Below are 20,929 nucleotides of genomic sequence, written 5' to 3' on the forward strand. Positions count from 1 at the left end.
CGGCCGGTGCGCCTCAGGCGTGCAGGTGGGGCTCGGAGTCAGCGTGACCGCGCGGCTCGAGCTGCAGCGTCGAGTGCGCAACGTCGAAGTGCTCCGCCAGGCAGGCTCGCAGCCCGTCGAGCACCTCGTGGGCCTGACCCATCTCCTCGATCGAGTCCTCGACGACGACGTGCGCACTCATGACGGGCATGCCCGAGGTGATCGTCCAGACGTGGAGGTCGTGCACGTCGGCGACGCCCGGCGCCTCCAGGATGTGGCGGCGCAGCTCCTCCAGGTCGACGTCGGCCGGTGAGGACTCCATCAGCACGGCTCCGACGTCGCGCAGGAGGCTGACGGCCCGCGGGAGGATCAGCACGGCGATCGCCAGCGACGCCACGGCGTCGGCGCGGACCCAGCCGGTCAGCAGGATCACCGCGGCCGAGACGATGACGGCGATGGAGCCGAGGGCGTCGCCCAGCACCTCCAGGTAGGCGCCACGGACGTTGAGGCTCTCCTGCGCGCCGGACCGCAGCACCACCAGGCCGATGACGTTGACCACCAGGCCCACGGCACCGGCGGCGAGCACGGGCCACGCCTCGAGCGCCGCCGGGTCCTCCAGACGGCGCACGGCACTGAGCACGATCCAGGCGCACAGGCCGATCAGCAGGAGTCCGTTCGCCCCTGCGGCGAGGATCTCGGTGCGGTGGTAGCCGAACGTGCGGCGGGAGCCGGGCGGCGCACCGCGCTGGGCCACGGCGATGGCGGCGAGCGCCATGACCAGCCCGATCGAGTCGCTGAGCATGTGCCCGGCGTCGGCGAGCAGCGCGAGGCTGCCCGTCACCATCGCGACGACGGCCTGGACCACCAGCACCGACGCGGTCAGGGCCAGCACGATCACGAGCTTGCGGCGGTGCAGCACCCCCGATCCCGTCGGCGCGTGGTCGTGTCCGTGTCCCATGCCCCTGACGCTACGCACTCCCGCCCATCCCGGCGACCGCGTGTCCGCCAAAGGGACGCCCACGACAACCGTTCCCGCCGCAGCAGACCGTCCCCGTGACCGGCCCCGCGCACGCTCGCGGGCCAACAGCACGGACCACCCAGCGGGGCGGGACCGGAGATGAGGCATTCGGGCAGCCCTGGATACCGAAATGCCTCGACGCTCCCGACGGCCGGACCAGGGGTGATGCACAAGGGTTGCCCGGGCGACCCCGATGCATCATCCCTGGTCCCAGCGGCGAGAGGACCTCGCTCCAGCACCCACCGCGTCGGTCCATGCCTGCCTGTCCCGCACGGACGCCGAGCCGAACCACTCACCTACCCCTCCCCGCGCACGACGAAGCCCCCCGGACCTGTGAGGGTCCGAGGGGCTTCGCTTCAGCTGAGCTGCGTCAGATCACTTGTTGATCTTGGTGACACGGCCGGCGCCGACGGTACGGCCGCCCTCGCGGATGGCGAAGCGCAGGCCCTCCTCCATGGCGATGGGCTGGATCAGCTCGACGCTCATCTCGGTGTTGTCGCCGGGCATGACCATCTCGGTGCCCTCGGGCAGCGTGACGACGCCGGTGACGTCCGTGGTCCGGAAGTAGAACTGCGGACGGTAGTTGTTGAAGAACGGCGTGTGACGGCCACCCTCCTCCTTGGACAAGATGTACGCCTGGCCCTCGAACTCCGTGTGCGGCGTGGTCGAACCGGGAGCGATGATGACCATGCCCCGCTCGACGTCCTCACGCTTGGTGCCACGGAGCAGCAGGCCCACGTTCTCGCCGGCCTGGCCCTCGTCGAGCAGCTTGCGGAACATCTCGATGCCCGTGACCGTCGTGGTCTGCTTCGTGTCGCGGATGCCGACGATGTCGACGGTCTCGTTGACCTTGATGATGCCGCGCTCGATACGACCCGTGATGACGGTTCCACGACCGGTGATCGTGAAGACGTCCTCGACCGGCATGAGGAACGGCTTGTCCGTCTCACGCGGGGGCAGCGGGATGTAGTCGTCGACGGCCGCCATCAGCTCGGCGATCGAGTCGCCCCACTTGGCGTCGCCCTGCAGCGCGGGGTGCGCGGCGACACGGACGATCGGGACGTTGTCGCCGTCGAAGTCCTGGTCGCTGAGCAGCTCGCGGACCTCCATCTCGACGAGCTCGAGGATCTCCTCGTCGTCGACCATGTCGCACTTGTTGAGGGCGACGACCATCGACGGCACGCCGACCTGGCGGGCGAGCAGCACGTGCTCACGCGTCTGGGGCATGGGGCCGTCGGTGGCGGCGACCACGAGGATCGCGCCGTCCATCTGCGCCGCACCGGTGATCATGTTCTTGACATAGTCCGCGTGGCCCGGGCAGTCGACGTGCGCGTAGTGGCGGTTCTCGGTCTGGTACTCGACGTGCGAGATCGAGATCGTGATGCCGCGCTGCTTCTCCTCGGGCGCCTTGTCGATCTGGTCGAAGGCCGAGGCCTCGTTCAGATCGGGGAACTTGTCGTGCAGCACCTTCGTGATCGCCGCGGTCAAGGTCGTCTTGCCGTGGTCGATGTGTCCGATGGTACCGATGTTCATGTGCGGCTTGGTCCGCTCGAACTTCGCCTTAGCCACTGGGGCTCCTTCTGGGTTGTGATGTCTGCTGACGATGACCGTCGGTCCCGGCGTGGGAAACCTCAGGCCACCTTAGGGGATGGGTACTACCGAGTGGTGCAGGGGCCGAGGCCCCTACGGACTACTCGCCGCGAACCTTCTTGATGATCTCTTCCGCGACGGCCTTGGGGACCTCTGCGTAGGAGTCGAACTGCATCGAGTACGAGGCACGGCCCGAGGTCTTCGACCGCAGGTCACCCACGTACCCGAACATCTCCGAGAGCGGCACGAGCGCCTTGATGACCTTCGCACCTCCGTAGCCCTCGTCCATCGACGAGACCTGGCCTCGACGGGAGTTGATGTCGCCGATCACGTCGCCCATGTAGTCGTCGGGCGTCGTGACCTCGACCGAGAACACGGGCTCCAGGAGCACCGGTCCGGCCTTGCGAGCGGCCTCCTTGAAGGCCATGTTGCCGGCCAGCTTGAACGCGAGCTCGCTGGAGTCGACGTCGTGGTAGGCGCCGTCCTCCAGGGTGAACTTCACGTCGACCATGGGGTAGCCGGCGAGGACGCCGAACTCCATGGCGGCCTGTCCACCGGCGTCGACCGACGGGATGTACTCGCGCGGGACGCGACCACCGGAGACCTCGTTGGCGAACTCGTAGCCACCCTCGCCGCCGGCCTCGGGACCGTTGGGCGCGATGCCGATGACGACCTTCGCGAACTGGCCCGAACCACCGGTCTGCTTCTTGTGGGTGTAGCTGTGACCCGTGACCGTCTTGCGGATGGTCTCGCGGTAGGCGACCTGCGGCTTGCCGACGTTGGCCTCGACGTTGAACTCGCGCTTCATGCGGTCCACGAGGATGTCGAGGTGGAGCTCGCCCATGCCGGCGATGATCGTCTGACCGGTCTCCTCGTCGGTGTGGACCTGGAACGTCGGGTCCTCCTCGGCGAGCTTCTGGATCGCGACGCCGAGCTTCTCCTGGTCGCTCTTGGTCTTCGGCTCGATGGCGACCTGGATGACCGGGTCGGGGAACGTCATGGACTCCAGGACGATCGGGTTGGCCGAGTCGGCCAGCGTCTCGCCCGTCGTGGTGTCCTTCAGGCCCATGACGGCCACGATCTGGCCGGCGCCGACCGACGCGATCTCCTCACGCTTGTTGGCGTGCATCTGGTAGACCTTGCCGATTCGCTCCTTGCGGCCCTTGGTCACGTTGAGGACCTGGGTGCCCGCCTCGAGGCGGCCGGAGTAGACGCGCACGAACGTGAGCTTGCCGAGGTGCGGGTCGGTGGCGATCTTGAAAGCCAGGCCGGAGAACGGCACGTCGTCCGAGGGCTCGCGGGTGTCGTTCTTGGACTCGTCCTTCGGGTCGAGGCCGACGATGGCACCGACGTCGATGGGCGAGGGCAGGTACGCGACGACGGCGTCGAGCAGGGGCTGGACGCCCTTGTTCTTGAACGCGGTGCCACACAGGACCGGGTTGAGCTTGGCCGCCAGGGTGGCGCGACGGATCGCGGCCTGGAGGACCTCGATCGAGATGTCGGCACCGTCGAGGTACAGCTCGGCGATCTCGTCGTCGACGTCGGACAGCGTCTCGAGGAGGGCCTCGCGACCCTCGGCGGCGGCGTCGGCCAGCTCGGCCGGGATCTCCTCGACGGAGTAGTCCTCACCGATCGTGGTCTCGCCGCGCCACGTCAGGGCGCGCATGCCGACGAGGTCGACGACGCCCAGGAAGTCCTGCTCGGCGCCGATCGGCAGCTGCAGGACGAGCGCGGTGGCGCCGAGGCGCTCGCGGATGGTCTTGACGCAGAAGTCGAACGAGGCACCCGTGCGGTCGAGCTTGTTGACGAAGCACATGCGCGGGACGCCGTACTTGTCGGCCTGACGCCAGACGGTCTCGGACTGGGGCTCGACACCCGCGACGCCGTCGAAGACGGCGACAGCGCCGTCGAGGACGCGCAGCGAGCGCTCGACCTCGACCGTGAAGTCGACGTGGCCGGGCGTGTCGATGATGTTGATCTGGTGGTTCTTCCACCAGCAGGTCGTCGCGGCCGACGTGATCGTGATGCCGCGCTCCTGCTCCTGCTCCATCCAGTCCATCGTGGCGCCGCCGTCGTGGACCTCACCGATCTTGTAGTTGATGCCGGTGTAGAAGAGGATGCGCTCGGTGGTGGTGGTCTTGCCGGCGTCGATGTGCGCCATGATGCCGATGTTGCGGACCCGGGTCAGGTCGGTGGTGAGTTCGGTAGCCACTACGTGAGCTCTCTCTTGATCGTGGAACAGATGGTGGTGCGGGCGGGGCCCCGAGGGCCCCGCCCTGCTGCGTTGATTACCAGCGGTAGTGCGCGAAGGCGCGGTTGGCCTCGGCCATCTTGTGCGTGTCCTCGCGCTTCTTGACGGCTCCGCCGAGGCCGTTGCTGGCGTCGAGGATCTCGTTCTGGAGGCGCTCGGCCATGGTCTTCTCGCGGCGCTCGCCGGCGTACTTGACGAGCCAGCGCATGGCGAGGGTCGTCTGGCGGGCCGGGCGGACCTCGATCGGGACCTGGTAGGTCGCACCGCCGACGCGGCGGCTCTTGACCTCGAGGCTCGGGCGGACGTTGTCGAGCGCGCGCTTGAGCGTGATGACCGGATCGGTCGCGTTCTTCTCACGGGCGCCCTCGAGCGCGGAGTAGACGATGCGCTGAGCGGTCTGCTTCTTGCCGTCGACGAGGATCTTGTTGATCAGCTGCGTGACGATCTGGCTGCTGTAGACCGGATCGGTCTCGGGGATGCGCTTGGTGGCGGGACCCTTGCGAGGCATTAGCTCTTCTCCTTCTTCGCACCGTAACGGCTGCGGGCCTGCTTGCGGCCCTTGACGCCCTGGGTGTCGAGCGAGCCACGGACGATCTTGTAGCGGACGCCGGGGAGGTCCTTCACACGACCACCGCGGACGAGCACGATCGAGTGCTCCTGCAGGTTGTGGCCCTCGCCGGGGATGTACGCGGTGACTTCAGTGCCACTGGAGAGCTTGACTCGGGCGACCTTGCGGAGCGCGGAGTTCGGCTTCTTGGGAGTGGTCGTGTACACGCGGGTGCACACCCCACGACGCTGCGGCGACCCCTTGAGGGCCGGGGTGCTGGTCTTGACCACCTTGGACTGGCGGCCCTTGCGGACCAGCTGATTGATCGTGGGCACTACGCGACATCCTTCTTCTCGACTGAGCGTCTCGACTGTGTGATGCACTCGCCATCGATCCCGTGGATTCGAAGATCCAGACGTGGGAGCGACAGGATGCGTGCATCGGCCTGGTGGATCCAGACACAGTGTTCAAGACTACCCGCCGCGACCAGGCGGGTCAAAACGCGGTTCGGCCCGGACCTCCAGGCCTCGCGCCCGGTCCGCGCCCGGGCCCGGGTCAGGGCAGCGGGGTCGTGCTGCGGCCCCGCTCGAGCGCCGTCATGACGTGGTAGACGACGATCGCCGCGACGGTGCCGAGCGCGATGCCGTTGAACGTCAGCTCGCCGGCGCTGAAGGTGAAGTCGGCGATGCCGACGACGAGCGCGGTGGCCGCCGTGAACTGGTTGGCGGGGCGCGAGAAGTCGACGTGGTTGTCGATCCAGATCTTCACGCCGATGATGCCGATCAGGCCGTACAGCGCGGTCGTGACGCCGCCCAGGACCCCGGGCGGGATCGTGTTGACGACCGCGCCGACCTTGGGCAGGAAGCCGAGAGCGATCGCGAAGAAGCCCGCGACCCAGTAGGCCGCCGTCGAGTAGATCTTGGTCGCGGCCATGACGCCGATGTTCTCGCCGTACGTCGTCGTGCCGGAGCCGCCGCCGAGCCCCGCCACGGTCGTGGCGACACCGTCGGCCAGCAGCGCTCGGCCGGTGCGCTCGTTCAGCGCCGGGTCGGTCAGGTGCGCGACGCTGCGCACGTGGCCCACGTTCTCGGCCACCAGCACGAGCACGACCGGGATGAAGGCGGGCAGGACCGACCACGCGACGGTGGGGCTCGTGAAGTCCGGCAGACCGATCCAGGCGGCTTTCTCGACCTCGTCGAAGTCGACCTGCCCCGCGATCACCGCGGCGACGTAGCCGATCACGACACCGAAGAAGATCGAGAGCCGGGCGACGAGGCCCCGGAACACGACGGTCCACAGGATGACGGCCGTCAGCGTGATCAGCGCGACCCAGGGCGCCTGCTCGAAGTTGGACTTCGCGACCGGGGCCAGGTTCAGGCCGATGAGCGCGACGATCGCGCCGGCGACCACGGGCGGCATGAGTGCGTCGATCCACCCGGTGCCGGTGTACTGCACGAGGGCGCCGACGAGGGCGAGCAGGATGCCGATCACGACGATGCCGAACAGCGCGCCACCGGGACCGTCCGAGGCGGTCGCCGCGGTGATGGGCGCGATGAACGCGAACGACGACCCCAGGTAGCTCGGCAGCTTGTTGCCCGTGATGACGAGGAACAGGATCGTGCCGACGCCCGAGAAGAACAGGGTGGTCGTGGGCGGGAACCCGGTCAGCAGCGGCACGAGGAAGGTGGCGCCGAACATGGCCACCACGTGCTGGAGGCCGAGGCCGATCGTCGCGGGCCAGGCGAGGCGCTCGTCGGGACGGACGATCTCGTCCTCGCCGACCGTGCGTCCGTCGCCGTGCAGCTTCCAGGTCAGCATCGTCGTCTTCCGGGCCATGCGCACATGATGGCGAAGGGCGAGGCCGTCAGGGCACGAGGGGTCCCGCGAGCAGCTCGCGCGCCGCGGCGCCGTCCACCGCCAGCCGCGCACGGTCCAGTCGGCCCCACAGGCCGAGGTACAGCTCGGCGGCGGTCCCCCGCACCTCGCCGTCGATGCCCGTGTACGCCCCGTCGTGCTGCAGCACGGGGGTGCGCATCGAGTCCGGCGCCTCCCCCACGACCCACCGGAGGTCGAGGTCGGTCGCGTGGAACCTGACCCGGCCCCGCAGGTGCGGCCGCTGGCCCCGCGCGGTCATGCGGGCGAAGAAGACCGACAGGACCTCCTCGACCCCGTCGGCGGCGAGCGAGGGCGCGACCGGCCAGCCGTCCGGGCCCAGCCCGAGGGCGAGGCTCGCGTCCACGACGTGGATCGTCGTCTCGTGCATCTGCCGGCGCGGCCAGAACGCCGCCGTCTCCCGGACGCGGGCGAAGTTGGGCGTCGGCTCGTCGGCGGGAACGGCCCGCACGACCTCGAGCAGCGCGGAGGCCGTGGCGGAGTACCACTCCGACCGCGGCTCGGTCACGTGCACGCCCGCTGGGTCCTCGAGCCGCTGGCCCGACAGCAGGATCGCCGCGGCCCAGCGGTGCACCGTCCCGAGGTGCTCGGTCAGGTCGTCGACGGTCCAGCCGGGGCAGGTCGGGACCGGCTCGGTCCCGAAGGCCGCGGAGGTCAGCTCGGCGAAACGGTGCATCGCCGAGCCGAGCTCGAGCACGTGATCCATCGGCCTGGGTCCTCCAGAGGTGGGCTGCAGGCACAGTGTGCCGACCATCGCCGTGTCTGTCCGGCGATTCGGACCAGATCACACGACGGGCGTCACCAGAGCTCGACCGACTGCGTGAGGATCCGGGCGACCGCCTCCGCCGTGACCTCCCGCGGCGCCGTCGCGAGCAGGCGCTGCTGCTTCAGGGTGCCCTCGACCAGGCCGTCGACGTCACCCTCGCCGAAGCCGACCTCGGCGAGCCCGGACGGGATGCCGATGTCGCGCATCAGGGTCGTGAGCACCGCCGGCAGCTGCTCCTGCGGGTCGCCGACCGTCGGGGCGTCCGGAGCCAGCAGCGCGGCGGCGCGCAGGTGCCGCTCGGGCGAGGCCTCGAAGGTGAAGCGGAAGGCCGCGGGCGCCGTCAGCGAGACCGCCATGCCGTGGGGCACCAGTCCGTGGTCGGCGTGCGGGTCGGCCAGCGCGTAGCCGTCGGGCGTGAAGGGACCGACCTGCCCTGCGATCGGGTAGGCGTTCGCGTGCGGGATGTGCACGCCCGCGTTGCCGAAGCCGAGCCCGGCGAAGGTCGCCGCGAGCGACATCTGCTCGCGGGCGGCCAGGTCTCCCCCGTCGCGCACCGCCGTGCGGAAGGCCGTCGCCAGCAGCGACATCGCGCGCTCGGACCAGGCGTCGGAGATCGGGTTGGCGCCGCAGTACGGCACCCGCTCGTCGGGCTGCTTGTGCTCGTAGGAGGTGTACGGGCGGGCGGTGTAGCTCTCGAGGGCGTGGCACAGGATGTCCATGCCCGCGGCCGCCGTGACGCCGGCCGGCTGCGACAGCGTCAGCTCCGGGTCGACGATGGCCATCGTCGGACGGAGCCGCGCGTGCGAGATGCCCGTCTTGACCTTCTGGGAGATGACGTCGAGCACGCAGATCGTGGTCGACTCGCTGCCCGTGCCGGTCGTGGTGGGCAGGGCGATGAGCGGCAGGAGGCGGTTCGCCGGGGCTCGCCCGTGACCGACGGGCGCGTTCACGTAGTCCATGAGCTCGCCCTCGTTGGTCAGCAGCAGGTTGACCGCCTTGGCCGTGTCGATGCTGCTGCCGCCGCCGATCGCCACCACGACGTCGAAGGGGGTCGTGCCGGACGCCTCGCGGGCGAAGGCGACGGCGGCCTCGAGGCTCTCGTCGGTCGGCTCGACCCGCACGCCGTCGAACACGACGACCTCGACGCCCGCGGCCCGGACGCGCTCGGCGACGTCGTCGACGAGTCCCGCGGCCCGGACGCCGGGGTCGGTCACGACGAGGACGCGTCGTGCGCCCAGCGCGACCAGCTCGTGCGGCAGCTCGTGCCGGGCACCGGTGCCGAACTTCAGCGCCGGGGAGGCGTAGGTGAACACGGTCTCCGGACGAGCCGGGTCGAACGATGTGGACACGGACGACTCCCTTCGGTCGTCTCGAGGATACGGCCGCCGGCGGCTGCCGCACGCGCGCGACGCCAGGGGCGGGTCGATGCCACGAGCCGGCCTGTGCGGGTCCGGCTAAGGTTGGCCCGACCTCGCAGAGGTCAGGTCGAGTGGAGGTAGGGCATGAAGCGCTGGGGGCGTGTCGCAACGGCAGCACTGACGGCAGCCGTGGTCACGAGCGTGCTCGCGGGCTGCGAGATCGGGTCCGGCTCCGGCGGGTCCACCACCGGGGCGCCCAGCGCGCCGTCGGAGATCACCGACCACGAGGGCGGCCCCGAGTCCCCCATCATCACCGGTCTGACCGTCCCCGAGGGGGCCGTCCAGCTCGGTCCGCTGGTCCGCTACCGCAGCGACCGCGTCATCGCGGCGTACCAGCCCGACCTGGCCGTGGCCCTGACCCGCCAGGGCGTCTCCGACGCGGTCTCGGCCGCCCAGGCCAACACCGAGGGCGTCCTGCAGGACGTGCCGCCCACGATCACGAAGTCGGGCCGACCCGACGACGACACCTTCGCGCTGCTGGAGGAGCCGCCGCCGGCCGACATCACGACGGCCCTGATCCGCCTCGACACCGACGAGACGGCGGCCGTGCAGTCGATCGTCGGGCAGATCGCGACGCTGCTGCCCGACGCCGACGTCGACCCCGAGGACTTCACGAGCTACTGCACCGTCGTCGACGACCGCGTCACGGGCTGCGAGCTCGAGGTCGAGGGCGTGACCGACGACGACCGCACCCTCGCGATCTCGATGCACGTCGACCCGGGCAACCTCGAGACCCGCATCTCGGCCCCCTCGAGCCTGACCCAGCCCGTCATGGAGCTGCAGGTCCAGGACCTCAGCGACCCGCGGGTCGAGCGCGCCGCCGCGGAGGCCGACGACGAGGACGAGCCGGCCGCCCCGGAGGTCTCCGCCGAGGCGCCCGACGACGTCATCTGGCCCGCCATGGACGCCGACGCCCCGGCCGACACCGAGCTGCTGAACGGCTGGGTCGCGCCGGAGGACGCCACGATCCTGCTGAGCTCGTTCGAGCCCGCGTTCGTCGCGCTGAACGTCTCGAGCAGCTCCGAGGCCCGCGAGATCGCGCAGTCGTACGTGACGTCGGCCGTGCCGGACGGCCTGGTCACGAGCGACTCGTACGAGGGCCTCAACGAGGTCGACGTCACGTTCACCGCCACGGCGCCCGACGGCTCGGTCGCGCAGGGAACGCACGTCATCACGGCGCGCGGCAACTACGTGATGCTGTTCTACACGCCGGCCAGCTGATCCAGCCGCTCGAGCACGTGCTCCACGACGGGCAGCAGCGGGCGACCGTCGGCGAGCTCCTCGACCGGCACCCAGGCCGCGAGATCGGTCGTGCCGTCGAGCTCGACGACGTGCGGGACCGCCTCGTCGTCGACCTGGCAGGCGTACAGCAGGTGGACGCCGTGGTAGTCCTCCCAGGCGTCGCCGCGACCCGGTGAGACCGTGTGCACGTCGTGGACCGCGACGAGGCGGTGCGTGACGACCTCGAGCCCGGTCTCCTCGTGCACCTCGCGGACGACGGCGTCGTCGGGCGACTCGCCGTGGTCGACGCCGCCACCGGGGAGCGCCCACCAGCCGGCGGGGTAGCCGCGGGGCGAGACGCGGGTGATGAGCAGCTCGCGCGTGGCTCGCTGTCGCGTGATGACGCCGTAGGCCCCGAGCCTCTGCGTGCGCCGGATCTCGTCGCGCTGGTCCACGCCGCTCAGGATGTCACCTTCAGCGAGCCTGGCTACCATCGGTGCGGTGACTGCACTCGCCCCCCTGCCGGTCAACCCGACCGGACCGAAGGAGCGCGTGGCCTATCTCGACAACGCTCGGTACTGGGTCATGCTGCTCGTGGTCATCGGACACAGCCTCACGGAGCTCGTCGTGATGGACTCCGCGCGCGGCGTCTACACCTGGATCTACGCGTTCCACATGCCGTTCTTCATCCTGATCTCGGGCTACACGGCCCGGCACTACGTCGGCGACGTGAAGCAGATCCGGCGCATCGTCAGCACGCTGGTCGTGCCGTACCTGATCGTCGAGCTCAGCCTCCAGCTGATCAACCGCCACTACACGGGTGAGCCGGCCCAGCTCATGGTGCTCTCGCCGCAGTGGATCGGCTGGTTCATGGCGGCGCTGATCCTGTGGCGGCTCACGACGCCGATCTGGCGCGCGCTGCGCTATCCGATCACGACGTCGATCATCATCTCCCTCGGCTCGGGTCTGATCGACATCCCGAACGTGCTCGCGCTGCACAAGACCTTGGCGTTCCTGCCGTTCTACGTCATCGGGCTGCACATGACCCGCGAGCGCTTCCTGCGCCTCGGCACGATGCGCCTGCGGGCGGCCTCGGCGGTGCTGCTCGGCGGTCTCTTCGTGCTGTGCCAGCTCGTGCGCTTCCCGCAGGCGAAGGAGTGGCTGCTGTGGAAGAACAGCTACGTCGAGATGGACGTGACGTTCGCCGAGGGGCTGCTGATCCGCAGCGGCCTGATCGCCCTCGGCCTGATCATGACGTTCGCGGCGCTGTCGCTCGTGCCGCGCGGGCGCTCGTGGACGACGGCGCAGGGTGAGCGCACGTTCTACTGCTACCTGCTGCACGGCTTCGTCATCGTCTGGCTCGACCGGCACTACCACCTGTGGGACAAGCTCGAGCCGTACGGCGCCACGGCGGTCGCCGGCCTGATCGTGGCCGCGATCGTCCTGGCCACCCTCCTCATGACCAAGCCCGTCGCCCGGACCTTCCGCCCGATCTTCGAGCCCAAGCTCACCTGGCTGTTCCGCCCCATCGACGAGTCCCCCCAGGTCAAGATCCCCACCTGACCCCACCGACGGAACTCACGGGGTTGTGGTTGCGATGACGACCATGGGCCCCTGACTTCGGTCGCTCGACGACGGAGGTCAGGGGCTTCGGGTAACGATGGCTACCTCGATCCCCTGAGTTCTGTCGTCATCCACAGGGATTGCTCATCCACAGGCGTGACGGAGGGCCTGGGATCAGGGCGCGTTCAAGGATGTCCTGGAGGCGTGCCCGTCCTCCGCGCCGCCGAAGCCTTCGCCACCCACGGCCGCGGCGTAGTCCGCCACGCGGTCAGCTCCGGCCGGTGGCAACGCCCGGTGCGGGGTGTCTACGTGACGCACAACGGCCCGCTCAGTCCCGAGGACCGCCAGTGGGTGGCGCTGCTGGCGTGCCCCGACGGCTCAGCGCTGGCTGGGGCGACGGCGCTCCAGCTCCACGGTCTCACCGGCTTCGAGGACACGCGCGTGTTCGTCACGATCCCCGACGGCGGCGACCGCCCGCCTGCCCTGGCCCCTCCCCTGCCGGACCTCGTCGTCCACAGCAGCGTGAGGCTCGGCGACCGCGACGTTCATCCCGTCCAACGGCCGCGGCGGACGCGCATCGAGCGAAGCCTCATCGACCTCGCCTCCTGGAGCCCGTCGGACCGGTACGGGCGGGCCGCCGTCCTCGCGGCATTCCAGCAGGGGCTGGTGCGCGCACCCGACGTGCTCTCAGCGGTCGACCGGAGACCGACCGCTCGCCGCGTCGGGCTAGTCCGCGAGTCGGTCCTCGATGCCGTGGGCGGCATCCAGTCACTGCCGGAGAAGGACTTCGACGACCTCGTGCTTCTTGCTGGCCTTCCGCGGCCGACGCGCCAGCGAGTCGTGCGGGGCACCAACGGGCGCTACTACCTCGACGTCGAGTGGGCGCCGTACGGAGTCGCTGCCGAGATCCACGGGCTCCCGCACCACGGTGTCGTGCAGTGGTCGGCCGACCTGGTCCGCGCCAACGAGATCGTGATCGACGGCCCTCGCCTGTTGATCTTCACCTCGTACGTCATTCGTCACGAGCCGGCGCTCGTGCTCGACCAGCTCGCGCGAGCGCTTCGTGCTGGCGGATGGACCGGCGTGGTCCGTCCCATCCCGACGAGGGTCGACCGCTGGCCACCGCCAACTCAGCGCCGCTGACCGCGGACCGATGACCGAGCTCGGGGGATCGTGGCGCCCGGGACGACCAAGAGCCCCCGAGGTTCGTCGTGCCGAGTCCCGACTCGGGGGTTGGCGGTCGCCCCAGCAGCCACGATCCCCCGAATTCCGTCGTCGGTCCCCCCGGAAAGGGCGAGGGCCCCGGGACCGTGTGGTCCCGGGGCCCTCGTCAGCGAGCGACGATCAGCTCTCGTAGGAGGTGTAGTCGTACGAGTCGACCTGCACACCCTCGGTCTGGCCGAAGTTGTAGTCGTAGCCCTCGTAGCCCGAGACCGCGTACGCGGCCTGGCGGGCCTCCTCGGTCGGCTCGACCGCGATGTTGCGGTACCGCTCCAGGCCGGTGCCGGCCGGGATGAGCTTGCCGATGATGATGTTCTCCTTGAGACCCCGCAGCGAGTCGGACTTGCCGTGGATCGCCGCGTCGGTGAGGACGCGGGTGGTCTCCTGGAACGACGCGGCCGACAGCCACGACTCGACGGCCAGCGAGGCCTTCGTGATGCCCATGAGCACCGGACGACCGGAGGCGGGCGTGCCGCCCTCGGCGACGACGCGACGGTTCTCCGACTCGAACGTGGCCCGGTCGACCAGGTCACCCGGGATCAGGTTGGAGTCGCTCTGCTCGATGACCGTCACGCGACGGAGCATCTGGCGCACGATGATCTCGATGTGCTTGTCGTGGATCGCCACGCCCTGGCTGCGGTAGACCTCCTGGACCTCGTCCACGAGGTGCTCCTGCACCTTGCGGACACCCAGGATGCGCAGGACCTCCTGCGGGTCGGGCGTGCCGTGCGTGAGCTGGTCGCCGACCTCGACGTGCTGGCCGTCGGTGATCTGCAGACGCGAACGCTTCGTGACCGGGTACTCGATCGGCTCGCTGCCGTCGTCGGGGGTGACGACGAGCTTGCGGGTGGCCTCGGAGTCGTCGATCTGGATGCGACCGGCGGCCTCCGTGATCGGCGCCTTGCCCTTGGGCTGACGCGCCTCGAAGAGCTCGACGACGCGCGGCAGACCGTGCGTGATGTCGTCACCGGCCACACCACCGGTGTGGAAGGTACGCATCGTCAGCTGCGTGCCGGGCTCACCGATCGACTGGGCCGCGATGGTGCCGACGGCCTCGCCGATGTCGACGAGCTTGCCGGTGGCCAGCGAGCGGCCGTAGCACTTGGCGCAGCTGCCCGCCGCGGCCTCACAGGTCAGGACCGTACGGACCCGGACCGTCTCGAGACCGGCCGCGATCAGACGCTCGATGTCGTCGTCGCCGATGTCCTCGCCGGCACCGATCAGCACCTCACCCGTCTCCGGGTGCACGATGTCGGTCGCCGAGGCACGCGCGTAGATCGAGGTCTCGACGTGCTCGTCGGGCACCAGGGTGCCGTCCTCGAGCTTCTCGGCGATCTTCTTGGGCAGACCACGCTCGGTGCCGCAGTCGGGCTCGCGGATGATGACGTCCTGGCTGACGTCGACGAGTCGACGCGTCAGGTAGCCCGAGTCCGCGGTACGCAGAGCGGTGTCGGCCAGACCCTTACGAGCACCATGCGTCGCGATGAAGTACTCGACGACGCTCAGGCCCTCACGGTAGTTCGACTTGATCGGGCGCGGGATGATCTCGCCCTTCGGGTTGGCCACGAGGCCACGCATGGCGGCGATCTGACGCAGCTGCATCATGTTTCCGCGAGCACCCGAGTTGACCATCATGTAGATGGGGTTGTCGACGTGGAAGTTGGCGTTCATCGCCTCCGCGACCTCGGCCGTGGCCTGGGTCCAGATCTCGATGAGCTCCTGGCGACGCTCGTCCTCGGTGATCAGACCGCGGTCGAACTGCTTCTGGACCTTGGCGGCCTGGTCCTCGTAACGGGCGAGGATCTCGGGCTTGGAGTCCGGGCTGACGACGTCGTCCATGCTGATGGTGACGCCCGAGCGCGTGGCCCAGTGGAAGCCGGTGTCCTTCAGCGCGTCGAGCGCGTTGGCCACGTCGACCTTGCTGTAGCGCTCGGCCAGCGCGTTCACGATGACGCCGAGCTCCTTCTTGCCCACCTGGAAGTTGACGAACTCGTAGTCCTCCGGGAGCGCCTCGTTGAAGATCGCGCGACCCAGCGTCGTGGCCACCGTGGCGCCCTCGATGCGGATCGAGACCTTGCTCTGCAGCGTGATCTCGCGACGGTCGAACGCCATGACCGCCTCGGCGACCGAGCCGAAGCTGCGGCCCTCGCCGATGTGGCCGTCACGATCGAGGGTCAGGAAGTACAGACCGATGATCATGTCCTGTGTCGGCATGGTGACCGGACGTCCGTCGGACGGCTTCAGGATGTTGTTCGTCGACAGCATCAGGATGCGCGCCTCGGCCTGGGCCTCGGCGGACAACGGCAGGTGCACGGCCATCTGGTCACCGTCGAAGTCGGCGTTGAAGGCCGAGCAGACGAGCGGGTGGATCTGGATGGCCTTGCCCTCGATGAGCTGCGGCTCGAACGCCTGGATGCCCAGACGGTGCAGCGTGGGAGCACGGTTGAGGAGCACGGGGTGCTCGGCGATGACCTCTTCGAGGACGTCCCACACGACCGGGCGCGCACGCTCGACCATGCGCTTGGCGCTCTTGATGTTCTGCGCGTGCGCGAGGTCGACCAGACGCTTCATGACGAAGGGCTTGAACAGCTCCAGCGCCATCTGCTTGGGCAGGCCGCACTGGTGCAGCTTGAGCTGCGGGCCGACGACGATGACCGAACGGCCCGAGTAGTCGACGCGCTTGCCGAGCAGGTTCTGACGGAACCGGCCCTGCTTGCCCTTGAGCATGTCGGAGATCGACTTCAGCGGGCGGTTGCCCGGGCCCGTGACGGGACGACCGCGACGGCCGTTGTCGAACAGCGAGTCGACGGCCTCCTGCAGCATCCGCTTCTCGTTGTTGACGATGATCTCGGGCGCGCCGAGGTCGAGCAGTCGCTTGAGGCGGTTGTTGCGGTTGATGACGCGGCGGTACAGGTCGTTGAGGTCGGACGTGGCGAACCGGCCACCGTCGAGCTGGACCATCGGGCGCAGCTCCGGCGGGATCACCGGGACGGCGTCCAGGACCATGCCGGACGGGTGGTTGCCCGAGGCGCGGAACGCCTCGACGACCTTGAGGCGCTTGAGGGCGCGGGTCTTCCGCTGGCCCTTGCCCGTGGCGATGATCTCCTTGAGCACCTCGGCCTCGTTGTCGAGGTCGAAGTCCTGCAGGCGCTTCTGGATCGCGGCGGCGCCCATGTAGCCCTCGAAGTACGCACCGAAGCGGTACGTCATCTCGCGGTAGAGCATCTCGTCGCCCTCGAGGTCCTGGACCTTCAGGCTCTTGAAGCGGTCCCAGACCTCGCGCAGGCGGTCGAGCTCGCGGTCGAAGCGCGTGCGGATCGCCTTCTCCTCGCGCTCCGCGGCGTCCTTGACCTTGCGCTTGGCGTCGGCCTTGGCGCCCTCGTCCTCGAGGGTCTTCAGGTCGGTCTCGGCCTTCTGGCCACGCTCGGCGAGCGCGGTGTCGCGGCGCGTCTCGATCTGCTTGAGCTCCATGTCGATCTTGGCCTCGAGCGAGGACAGGTCGCGGTGACGCGCGTCCTGGTCGACCCGGGTGATCATGTACGCGGCGAAGTAGATGACCTTCTCGAGGTCCTTCGGCGCGAGGTCGAGCAGGTAGCCCAGACGGCTCGGGACACCCTTGAAGTACCAGATGTGCGTGACGGGCGCGGCGAGCTCGATGTGGCCCATGCGCTCACGGCGCACGTTCGAGCGCGTGACCTCGACGCCACAGCGCTCGCACACGATGCCCTTGAAGCGGACCCGCTTGTACTTGCCGCAGTAGCACTCCCAGTCCCGAGTGGGACCGAAGATCTTCTCGCAGAACAGACCGTCGCGCTCGGGCTTGAGCGTGCGGTAGTTGATCGTCTCGGGCTTCTTGACCTCGCCGTGGGACCAGTGACGGATGTCATCGGCGGTGGCAAGGGCAATCTTGAGGCGATCGAAGTTGTTGACGTCCAGCACGGTGTCTTCTTCTCTCCGTATGTCGGAAACTCAAATGATGCGGGGGTGGGGCGGGGCCGGCGCTGGGCGCCGACCCCGTTCACCTCAGAGGTCGTCGACCGAGGACGGCTCGCGACGCGACAGGTCGATGCCGAGCTCGTCGGCAGCGCGGAACAGCTCGTCCTCGGCGTCACGCATGTCGACGGCGCTGCCGTCGGCCGAGAGCACCTCGACGTTGAGGCAGAGCGACTGCATCTCCTTGACGAGCACCTTGAACGACTCCGGGATGCCCGGCTCGGGCACGTTCTCGCCCTTGACGATCGCCTCGTAGACCTTGACGCGTCCGGCGATGTCGTCGGACTTGATCGTGAGGAGCTCCTGGAGCGCGTACGCGGCACCGTAGGCCTCGAGGGCCCAGACCTCCATCTCACCGAAGCGCTGGCCACCGAACTGGGCCTTACCGCCGAGCGGCTGCTGGGTGATCATGGAGTACGGACCGGTCGAACGGGCGTGGATCTTGTCGTCGACCAGGTGGTGCAGCTTGAGCATGTACATGTAGCCGACGCTGATCGGGTCGGGGAACGGCTCGCCGCTGCGCCCGTCGAACAGGTGGGCCTTGCCCTGGCCGTTGACCAGACGCACACCGTCACGCGTGGGCGTGGTGGAGTGCAGCAGGCCCGAGATCTCGTCCTCGCTCGCACCGTCGAACACCGGGGTGGCGACGTGGCTGTTCGGCGGGGCCTCGGTCAGGCCGATCTTCGACAGGCTCTTGGCCCACTCGGCCGTCTTCTCGTCGACCTTCCAGCCGGTCTTCGCGATCCAGCCGAGGTGCATCTCGAGCACCTGTCCGACGTTCATGCGGCCGGGGACACCGAGCGGGTTGAGCACGATGTCGACGGGCGTGCCGTCCTCGAGGAACGGCATGTCCTCGACCGGGAGGATCTTGGAGATGACGCCCTTGTTGCCGTGGCGGCCGGCCAGCTTGTCGCCGTCGCTGATCTTGCGCTTCTGCGCGACGTAGACGCGGACGAGCTGGTTGACGCCCGGGCTGAGCTCGTCACCCTCGGACGCGTCGAAGACGCGCACGCCGATGACGGTGCCGGACTCGCCGTGAGGCACCTTGAGCGAGGTGTCGCGCACCTCGCGCGCCTTCTCGCCGAAGATCGCGCGCAGCAGGCGCTCCTCGGGGGTCAGCTCGGTCTCGCCCTTGGGCGTGACCTTGCCGACGAGGATGTCGCCGTTGCCGACCTCGGCGCCGATGCGGATGATGCCGCGCTCGTCGAGATCGCTCAGCATCTCCTCGGAGACGTTCGGGATGTCCCGGGTGATCTCCTCCGGTCCCAGCTTGGTGTCGCGCGCGTCGACCTCGTGCTCCTCGATGTGGATCGAGGTGAGGAGGTCGTCTTGCACGACGCGCTGGGAGAGGATGATCGCGTCCTCGTAGTTGTGGCCCTGCCACGGCATGAACGCCACGAGGAGGTTCGTGCCGAGCGCCATCTCGCCCTCGTCGGTGCACGGGCCGTCGGCCAGCGGAGCGCCGACCTCGACGCGCTGCCCCGAGGCGACCAGCGGACGCTGGTTGGTGCAGGTGCCCTGGTTCGAACGACGGAACTTCGCGAGGCGGTACGTCGTGTACGTGCCCTCGTCCTCGGCGATCTCGATCGCGTCGGCCGAGACCTCCTTGACGACGCCGGCCTTCTTGGCCACGGTCACGTCACCGGCGTCGACGGCGGCACGGAACTCCATGCCGGTGCCGACGAGCGGGGCGTGGCTGCGGATCAGCGGCACGGCCTGACGCTGCATGTTCGAGCCCATGAGGGCGCGGTTCGCGTCGTCGTGCTCGAGGAACGGGATCAGGGCGGTCGCGACCGACACCATCTGGCGCGGCGAGACGTCCATGTAGTCGACCTCGGCGGCCGGGCGGAGCTCGGCCTCACCACCACGCTGGCGGACCAGGACCGCGGCGTCGACGAACGAGCCGTCCTCGGCCAGCGGCGAGTTTGCCTGGGCGATGATGAAGCGGTCCTCCTCCGTCGCGGTCAGGTAGTCGACGGTGTCGCTGACCTTGCCGTCGATGACCTTGCGGTACGGGGTCTCGACGAAGCCGAACGGGTTGATGCGTCCGAACGAGGCGAGCGAGCCGATCAGACCGATGTTCGGGCCCTCGGGGGTCTCGATCGGGCACATGCGGCCGTAGTGCGACGGGTGGACGTCGCGGACCTCGTAGCCGGCGCGCTCACGCGACAGACCGCCCGGTCCGAGGGCCGACAGACGCCGCTTGTGCGTCAGGCCCGCGAGCGGGTTGTTCTGGTCCATGAACTGCGACAGCTGGCTGGTGCCGAAGAACTCCTTCAGCGCCGCCACGACGGGACGGATGTTGATCAGGGTCTGCGGCGTGATGGCCTCGACGTCCTGGGTCGTCATCCGCTCGCGCACGACGCGCTCCATGCGGGCCAGGCCCGTGCGGAGCTGGTTCTGGATGAGCTCACCGACGGTGCGCATGCGGCGGTTGCCGAAGTGGTCGATGTCGTCCTTCTCGACCAGGGTCGGTCCGGCGGGCATCTCGATCTCGGTCTCGCCGGCGTGCAGCGCGACGACGTACTTGATCGTGGCGACGATGTCGTCGACGGTCAGCGTCTGCTGGTCGAACGCCTGGTCGGTGCCGAGCTTCTTGTTGATCTTGTAGCGACCGACCTTGGCGGTGTCGTACCGCTTCGGGTTGAAGTAGTAGTTCTCCAGGAGGGTCTGCGCGGCCTCACGGCTCGGCGGCTCGCCCGGACGCAGCTTGCGGTACAGGTCGAGGAGCGCCTCGTCCTGCGTGTGCGCGTTGTCCTTCTCGAGGGTCGTGCGGATGGAGTCGTACTGGCCGAACTCCTCGAGGATCTGCGCCTCGGACCAGCCGAGGGCCTTGAGCAGGATCGTGACGCTCTGCTTGCGCTTGCGGTCGAGACGGACGCCGACGGTGTCGCGCTTGTCGATCTCGAACTCCAGCCACGCACCGCGCGACGGGATGACGCGCGCCGTGTAGATGTCCTTGTCGGACGTCTTGTCGGGGGTGCGCTCGAAGTACACGCCCGGCGAGCGGACGAGCTGGCTGACGACGACACGCTCGGTGCCGTTGATGATGAAGGTGCCCTTGTCGGTCATGAGCGGGAACTCGCCCATGAAGACGGTCTGGCTCTTGATCTCGCCGGTCTCGTTGTTCATGAACTCGGCGGTGACGAACAGCGGCGCGGCGTACGTGACGTCGCGGTCCTTGCAGTCCTCGACCGAGTACTTCGGGGGCTCGAAGCGGTGGTCGCGGAACGACAGGCTCATCGTCTCGGAGAAGTCCTCGATGGGACTGATCTCCTCGAAGATCTCCTCGAGGCCGCTCTTGGTGGACACGTCGGTGCGACCGGCCTCGAGGCTCGCGGCGACGCGGGCCTGCCAGGTGTCGTCACCGATGAGCCAGGCAAAGCTCTCGGTCTGGAGGGCCAGGAGCTCGGGAACCTCGAGAGGCTCCGAGATCTTGGCGAAGGAGAGGCGACGGGTGTTCGCGTGG

General features: G+C 68.9%; 14 protein-coding genes. 3 read left to right on the forward strand and 11 right to left on the reverse strand.

Annotated elements, in window-relative coordinates:
• Positions 1 to 13: 13 nt before the first annotated feature.
• The 8 genes from LO931_RS03795 to LO931_RS03830 form a co-directional block, all read right to left on the reverse strand.
• Positions 14 to 937: a cation diffusion facilitator family transporter gene (locus LO931_RS03795; RefSeq protein ID WP_229051886.1), complete on the reverse strand. Its 924-nt coding sequence runs from the start codon at positions 935 to 937 to the stop codon at positions 14 to 16.
• Between the two features lie 435 nt (positions 938 to 1,372).
• Positions 1,373 to 2,566 (reverse strand): elongation factor Tu, encoded by a 1,194-nt coding sequence (gene tuf / locus LO931_RS03800; RefSeq protein ID WP_229051887.1) that lies wholly within the window; start codon positions 2,564 to 2,566, stop codon positions 1,373 to 1,375.
• Positions 2,567 to 2,687: 121 nt separating this feature from the next.
• A complete protein-coding gene (gene fusA / locus LO931_RS03805; RefSeq protein ID WP_255657717.1) occupies positions 2,688 to 4,799 on the reverse strand; it encodes an elongation factor G in 2,112 nt (703 codons plus the stop codon).
• Between the two features lie 76 nt (positions 4,800 to 4,875).
• Positions 4,876 to 5,346 carry a 30S ribosomal protein S7 gene (gene rpsG, locus LO931_RS03810; protein WP_229051888.1) on the reverse strand — a complete coding sequence of 157 codons (471 nt, stop codon included), beginning with the start codon at positions 5,344 to 5,346 and terminating at the stop codon, positions 4,876 to 4,878.
• Entirely contained in the window at positions 5,346 to 5,720 is a 375-nt protein-coding gene (gene rpsL / locus LO931_RS03815; RefSeq protein WP_229051889.1) for a 30S ribosomal protein S12, read from the reverse strand. The genes rpsG and rpsL overlap by 1 nt, the downstream gene beginning before the upstream one ends.
• A 220-nt stretch (positions 5,721 to 5,940) precedes the next feature.
• Positions 5,941 to 7,221, reverse strand: a complete 1,281-nt coding sequence (locus LO931_RS03820) for a uracil-xanthine permease family protein (RefSeq protein ID WP_229051890.1) — start codon at positions 7,219 to 7,221, stop codon at positions 5,941 to 5,943.
• 28 nt (positions 7,222 to 7,249) lie between these two features.
• Complete coding sequence (locus LO931_RS03825; protein ID WP_229051891.1) at positions 7,250 to 7,984, reverse strand: maleylpyruvate isomerase family mycothiol-dependent enzyme; 735 nt, start codon at positions 7,982 to 7,984, stop codon at positions 7,250 to 7,252.
• A gap of 92 nt (positions 7,985 to 8,076) precedes the next feature.
• Complete coding sequence (locus LO931_RS03830; protein ID WP_229051892.1) at positions 8,077 to 9,393, reverse strand: hydroxyacid-oxoacid transhydrogenase; 1,317 nt, start codon at positions 9,391 to 9,393, stop codon at positions 8,077 to 8,079.
• A 153-nt stretch (positions 9,394 to 9,546) separates the two neighbouring features.
• On the opposite strand from LO931_RS03830, the gene LO931_RS03835 reads away from it, so the two are divergent.
• Entirely contained in the window at positions 9,547 to 10,683 is a 1,137-nt protein-coding gene (locus LO931_RS03835) for a hypothetical protein (RefSeq protein ID WP_229051893.1), read from the forward strand.
• On the opposite strand, the gene LO931_RS03840 is transcribed toward LO931_RS03835, so the two are convergent.
• Positions 10,665 to 11,138 (reverse strand): NUDIX hydrolase, encoded by a 474-nt coding sequence (locus LO931_RS03840; RefSeq protein ID WP_229051894.1) that lies wholly within the window; start codon positions 11,136 to 11,138, stop codon positions 10,665 to 10,667. The genes LO931_RS03835 and LO931_RS03840 overlap by 19 nt on opposite strands.
• 46 nt (positions 11,139 to 11,184) lie before the next feature.
• Between LO931_RS03840 and LO931_RS03845 the strand changes: the two genes are divergently transcribed.
• Together LO931_RS03845 and LO931_RS03850 are read left to right on the forward strand one after the other, a co-directional pair.
• Positions 11,185 to 12,246, forward strand: a complete 1,062-nt coding sequence (locus tag LO931_RS03845) for an acyltransferase family protein (RefSeq protein WP_229051895.1) — start codon at positions 11,185 to 11,187, stop codon at positions 12,244 to 12,246.
• Positions 12,247 to 12,450: 204 nt separating this feature from the next.
• The gene (locus LO931_RS03850) at positions 12,451 to 13,389 is read left to right on the forward strand and encodes a hypothetical protein (RefSeq protein WP_229051896.1); all 939 of its coding nucleotides are present in this window, start codon (positions 12,451 to 12,453) and stop codon (positions 13,387 to 13,389) included.
• A gap of 201 nt (positions 13,390 to 13,590) precedes the next feature.
• Here the strand turns inward: LO931_RS03850 and LO931_RS03855 are convergent, their stop codons facing one another.
• Both LO931_RS03855 and rpoB read right to left on the reverse strand, forming a co-directional pair.
• The gene (locus LO931_RS03855; protein WP_229051897.1) at positions 13,591 to 17,406 is read right to left on the reverse strand and encodes a DNA-directed RNA polymerase subunit beta'; all 3,816 of its coding nucleotides are present in this window, start codon (positions 17,404 to 17,406) and stop codon (positions 13,591 to 13,593) included.
• Positions 17,407 to 17,490: 84 nt separating this feature from the next.
• Entirely contained in the window at positions 17,491 to 20,895 is a 3,405-nt protein-coding gene (rpoB, locus tag LO931_RS03860) for a DNA-directed RNA polymerase subunit beta (RefSeq protein WP_370636092.1), read from the reverse strand.
• Positions 20,896 to 20,929: the final 34 nt, after the last annotated feature.

Source organism: Aeromicrobium sp. Leaf350, assembly GCF_916858655.1.
In the GTDB taxonomy this organism is placed as follows: Bacteria; Actinomycetota; Actinomycetes; order Propionibacteriales; family Nocardioidaceae; genus Aeromicrobium.

Bases quoted from the DNA above. Each gene is read 5' to 3' on its own strand.
- LO931_RS03795 (WP_229051886.1), bottom strand. From the start codon at position 937: ATGGGACACGGACACGACCACGCGCCGACGGGATCGGGGGTGCTGCAC.
- rpsG (WP_229051888.1), bottom strand. From the start codon at position 5,346: ATGCCTCGCAAGGGTCCCGCCACCAAGCGCATCCCCGAGACCGATCCG.
- LO931_RS03825 (WP_229051891.1), bottom strand. From the start codon at position 7,984: ATGGATCACGTGCTCGAGCTCGGCTCGGCGATGCACCGTTTCGCCGAG.
- LO931_RS03835 (WP_229051893.1), top strand. From the start codon at position 9,547: ATGAAGCGCTGGGGGCGTGTCGCAACGGCAGCACTGACGGCAGCCGTG.
- LO931_RS03820 (WP_229051890.1), bottom strand. From the start codon at position 7,221: ATGGCCCGGAAGACGACGATGCTGACCTGGAAGCTGCACGGCGACGGA.